A 3904-nucleotide genomic window follows, 5' to 3' on the forward strand; every position below is an offset into this window, starting at 1 on the left:
TCGACCGAAAATCTTTTCCTCTGTTCTTGAAAGAATGTGAGTTTCGTTTTAACTTCGGGACACCAAAGCAGCAGTTAAAAACTTTGCGGCTTTGGTGTGGTGTTTAGGGCTAATCTACTTCAGCCCCTTTATCTTTGCAACACCGCGTCCTTCATAATCAATAGAAAAAACATCTGCAATGTGTTCCAATTCAATAGTATTATTCATAGTTTCAAAAATTTGAGGGTCATTAATTTGCATGAGAGATACACAAGAAAATACACAAGAAATTTTTTGTATGGCATCTCTGTTCAATTTAAAAAAAGAAATTACCGCCCGAAGTATAATTCACACTCCACCACCGAATAACTCTATATAGCAACACCGATGAAAAGAATTAGTTTTAGCCTTGCCTGCCTCATATTATCTACAACAGCAGTAGCAAACACACCTTTACCTGATGTATCGCCTTATGCTGCTGGCCAACATGTGGTTATCAATATACCTCAGCAGCGTTTATTCCTTTATAAAGATGGTAAATTAGTTAAAGCTTACCCTGTTGCAGTTGGAAAAGCAGCCACTCAAACCACTTTAGGCGAACATAAGATTGGAGCAAAAGCCTTCAATCCCACTTGGCATATCCCTAAAAGTATTCAAAAAGAACGTGGAGATGGCGTAAAAACAATCCCTCCCGGCCCTCAAAATCCGTTAGGGCCTGTTTTTGTACGCATGGGGGATCCTAAACTCGGCTTAGGTATTCACGGCACTAACGCTCCAGCTAGCGTCCCCGGGGTTCGCAGCCATGGTTGTGTTCGCATGAGATCACCTGATGCACTTGAATTTGCAAAAACAATTCACAGCGGCTCCCCTGTTTCTGTTATTTATCAGATGGCCACATTAAATGTAGACGCCAACAACCATTTATGGCTAGCTGCATATCGCGACCCCTACAATCAAAAGAATCTGAATGCTGAAACTTTACGCAAAAGCATCTACTCATGGGCTAAAGCACATGGAAAATCAATTAATCCAAAGCGTGTGGATGCCATTCTCAAAAACCGCACGGGACAAGCTAATTGCTTAACTTGCAAACAAAACGTAAAGTTAAAAGCTCCTTTAACGTCCTTAGCATGGACAACGGGGTCTTCATTACCCACAAAAGTTATAATCATTCCGATAGAACCCCCAAAACCAAAGGATGAAATATTACCTCCGGGAACAGAAATTGAAGTAGATGCAGAAAGTCCTGCTCTATCTCCAAAAAAAGATAACAATCAGGCCGATCGACCGGATCAAAACAAGAAAAACGACCTGCCTGAGAAAGTAATGCCTTCTCAGCCTGAAAACCCAAATACTCCTATGAAAAGCAACGGTTTGCATTTTACAGAGCCTACGGATACATTATTTTGATTGAAGCTATCCTGTCATGCTATCATGAAGGCTTGTGAAGCGTTGTTTAGCTTCGCAAGCCCGTTGCGACCACCGAGGAAAAATCTGTAAATGCAAGCCCCAAAGTGCGGTAAAGTTGGACATCTTTTGCAGATTTTGAATTTTGCCCATAAATACCGCCATAGTGCTCTCTGGCGACATATCCTAAATAACTAGGCCAAATTTTCTTCCAAGTTAAGATTCAAATTTAGGTATGTCGTTCAATTTCAGACGGCCTTGATTACCTGAACGGCTTTTCGGCCAAGTTTAAATTTTTCTTTCAGCAATCTAGGTAATGTATGGTCAAAATACCAGCGCCCATCAGGCAACTCCAGCGCTCCTCCTACACAGTTTAATACAATTTTTTGCCCGGAAAGTGCATCAAACTCAACAACTGTTATTTTTTTGGCATTACCCCAGTCAACAATCGGAAGAAGTGAAGCATTATCAATAATTTTACGATTTTGAAGTTCTATCCCGTTCTTAGCATAACAATCACCACTACAATGGCCGATTTCTTTAACTGGGCAAGACATATTACGCGCATGAGAATCAGGTAAAATGCCAAGTAAAGAAGGACACAATCCATGCTCCTTTGCCCAGGCAGTTAATGCTCTCTTTGCTGACTTTTTGTGAAGAAACAAACCAGTAGGCGGTTGATGCATGTAACCACTCATCAAAGGAATAATTCTTGCTTGCAAGCTGGATGACTCCTCGAAAACAAATTGCACAGTAAAATAACGACTGTTTATTTCAGACAGCCTGATATGTGAATCCACTTCTAATAGCGCTTTTTCTCTCAAAGCATGTAGTTTGCCTAATGCAGGAATAAAACGAATTTCACTGATTTCTCGTGTAAATGCCAAGCCGGTTGTACTTTGTAAAGATGCGGATATTTCAGAAAAAGCTTTTTCATGCACATCTATTTTTACAGTTTTCCCTTTTTTGTCCAACCATACAGAAACACCGTATATATCAGGTAAAGCATAGACTTGCTTAGATAAAGAATTTGGCAACCATGAGGGCAATACTTTCGGTTGGGTAAGCGAATAAAACTGCCGCTCCCACTCTCCATTCCCTTTTTCGGTAAAACTTTTTTCTAAAAAATCGGCCAATGCCAACACATCAGACATTGCACGGTGTCGTTTTTTCACATCAATCTGAAAACGCTCAATAATGCTATCAAGATTATGCTTATGGTGTTGCGGGTAAAGACGACGTGAAAGTTGCACGGTACATAAAGTAGGTGCTGCAAAATGAACACCTATTCTTTGAAATTCATGACGAAGAAAAGTGTAATCAAAACGGCTATTATGTGCGATAAGTAAAGTGCCACGTAATAAAGGTAACAGAATATCGGATATGTCTGAAAATGCAGGTGCATTCACAACCATACCGTTATCAATACCCGTAAGCATTGTGATAAATTCGGAAATTGGCTTTTGAGGATTCACTAACCATTCATAATGACGAACGATACCATTTTCAAATCTCAATATAGCAATCTCGGTTATACGGTCTTCATATAAATTACCGCCGGTTGATTCAATATCCACTATTGCTACAGGTATACCTAAGCCGGCAAAATATTTTGCAAGCAGGAGCCATCTAGAATCTAAAACCATTATGTTTTCCACGCAAACACACGAATAAAAATATTCTACACTTTTTTAAGATACAAGGCTTGACAATGTATATTCCAATACATATAATTTCAATCTTTCTCGCACCCGTAGCTCAGTTGGATAGAGTATCTGGCTACGAACCAGAGGGTCGGGCGTTCGAATCGCTCCGGGTGCGCCAACAATCAAAAAAATTTAATCCGCGCCCATCGTCTAGCGGTTAGGACATCGCCCTTTCACGGCGGTAACCGGGGTTCGATTCCCCGTGGGCGTGCCAAATTTATGAAAAAATGGCTCTTATTTTCAAAAATAAGAGCCATTTTTTTCAAGATTCATTTATTTTAAGAGCTCTACAAAACTCAATATCCGAAATCATAGAATACAATTTCGGATATTTTTCTCAGGTTTTGTCAAAACTTTCCTATTTCCCTCCGAATTCCCTGTTTTCAGACAATCCGAGACCTTTACAAAACCCTAAAAATTCTTTAAATTCCCACTCACATCAAACTCCGGGAATTTAGAGGATTTTGTTCATGAGCGGCTTTTTACACACCGACGCCCTCCACCATATCGAAAAACATCTCGACCGCTTCCCCCTCATCAAACTCGACCGTATTCTTGACTGGGCACCCATCGAACAATACCTCGCCGGCCGCAAAACCCGCTACGTGCGCGACAACGGCGGCCGTCCCGCCTATCCCCTGTTATCCATGTTCAAAGCCGTCCTGCTCGGCCAATGGCACAGCTTGAGACCTTTGCAAAACCCCACGCCAACAAACAGCCGGAACATGCTTCATCATGTTCCGGCTGTTTTTGCGTAAAAAGTAGACAAGCTACCCCTAAAGTCCCCTTAAAGTGCCTCATTATGAGGCACT

General features: G+C 41.1%; 2 protein-coding genes, 2 tRNA genes and 2 pseudogenes. 5 read left to right on the forward strand and 1 reads right to left on the reverse strand.

The genetic code is table 11. From position 1 onward, the window contains the following. A pseudogene (locus tag AKG43_RS12900) lies at window positions 1-107 on the forward strand (IS1595 family transposase); the annotation flags it as partial. 259 nt (window positions 108-366) lie between these two features. Next, window positions 367-1389: a L,D-transpeptidase gene (locus AKG43_RS11660; protein ID WP_054617449.1), complete on the forward strand. Its 1023-nt coding sequence runs from the start codon at window positions 367-369 to the stop codon at window positions 1387-1389. Between the two features lie 245 nt (window positions 1390-1634). Here AKG43_RS11660 and AKG43_RS11665 read toward each other — a convergent pair whose 3' ends face one another. After that, a complete protein-coding gene (locus AKG43_RS11665) occupies window positions 1635-3032 on the reverse strand; it encodes a 3'-5' exonuclease family protein (protein WP_054617450.1) in 1398 nt (465 codons plus the stop codon). 101 nt (window positions 3033-3133) lie between these two features. Here AKG43_RS11665 and AKG43_RS11670 point away from each other — a divergent pair. From AKG43_RS11670 to AKG43_RS11680, 3 genes and pseudogenes are all read left to right on the forward strand, one after another. Then, window positions 3134-3210 (forward strand) — tRNA-Arg (locus AKG43_RS11670). Between the two features lie 21 nt (window positions 3211-3231). Continuing rightward, window positions 3232-3306, forward strand: a tRNA-Glu gene (locus AKG43_RS11675). Between the two features lie 256 nt (window positions 3307-3562). Beyond that, window positions 3563-3778 (forward strand): annotated as a pseudogene (locus AKG43_RS11680) (IS5/IS1182 family transposase); the annotation flags it as partial. Window positions 3779-3904: the final 126 nt, after the last annotated feature.

Source organism: Neisseria sp. 74A18, from assembly GCF_001308005.1.
Lineage (GTDB): Bacteria > Pseudomonadota > Gammaproteobacteria > Burkholderiales > Neisseriaceae > Neisseria > Neisseria dumasiana.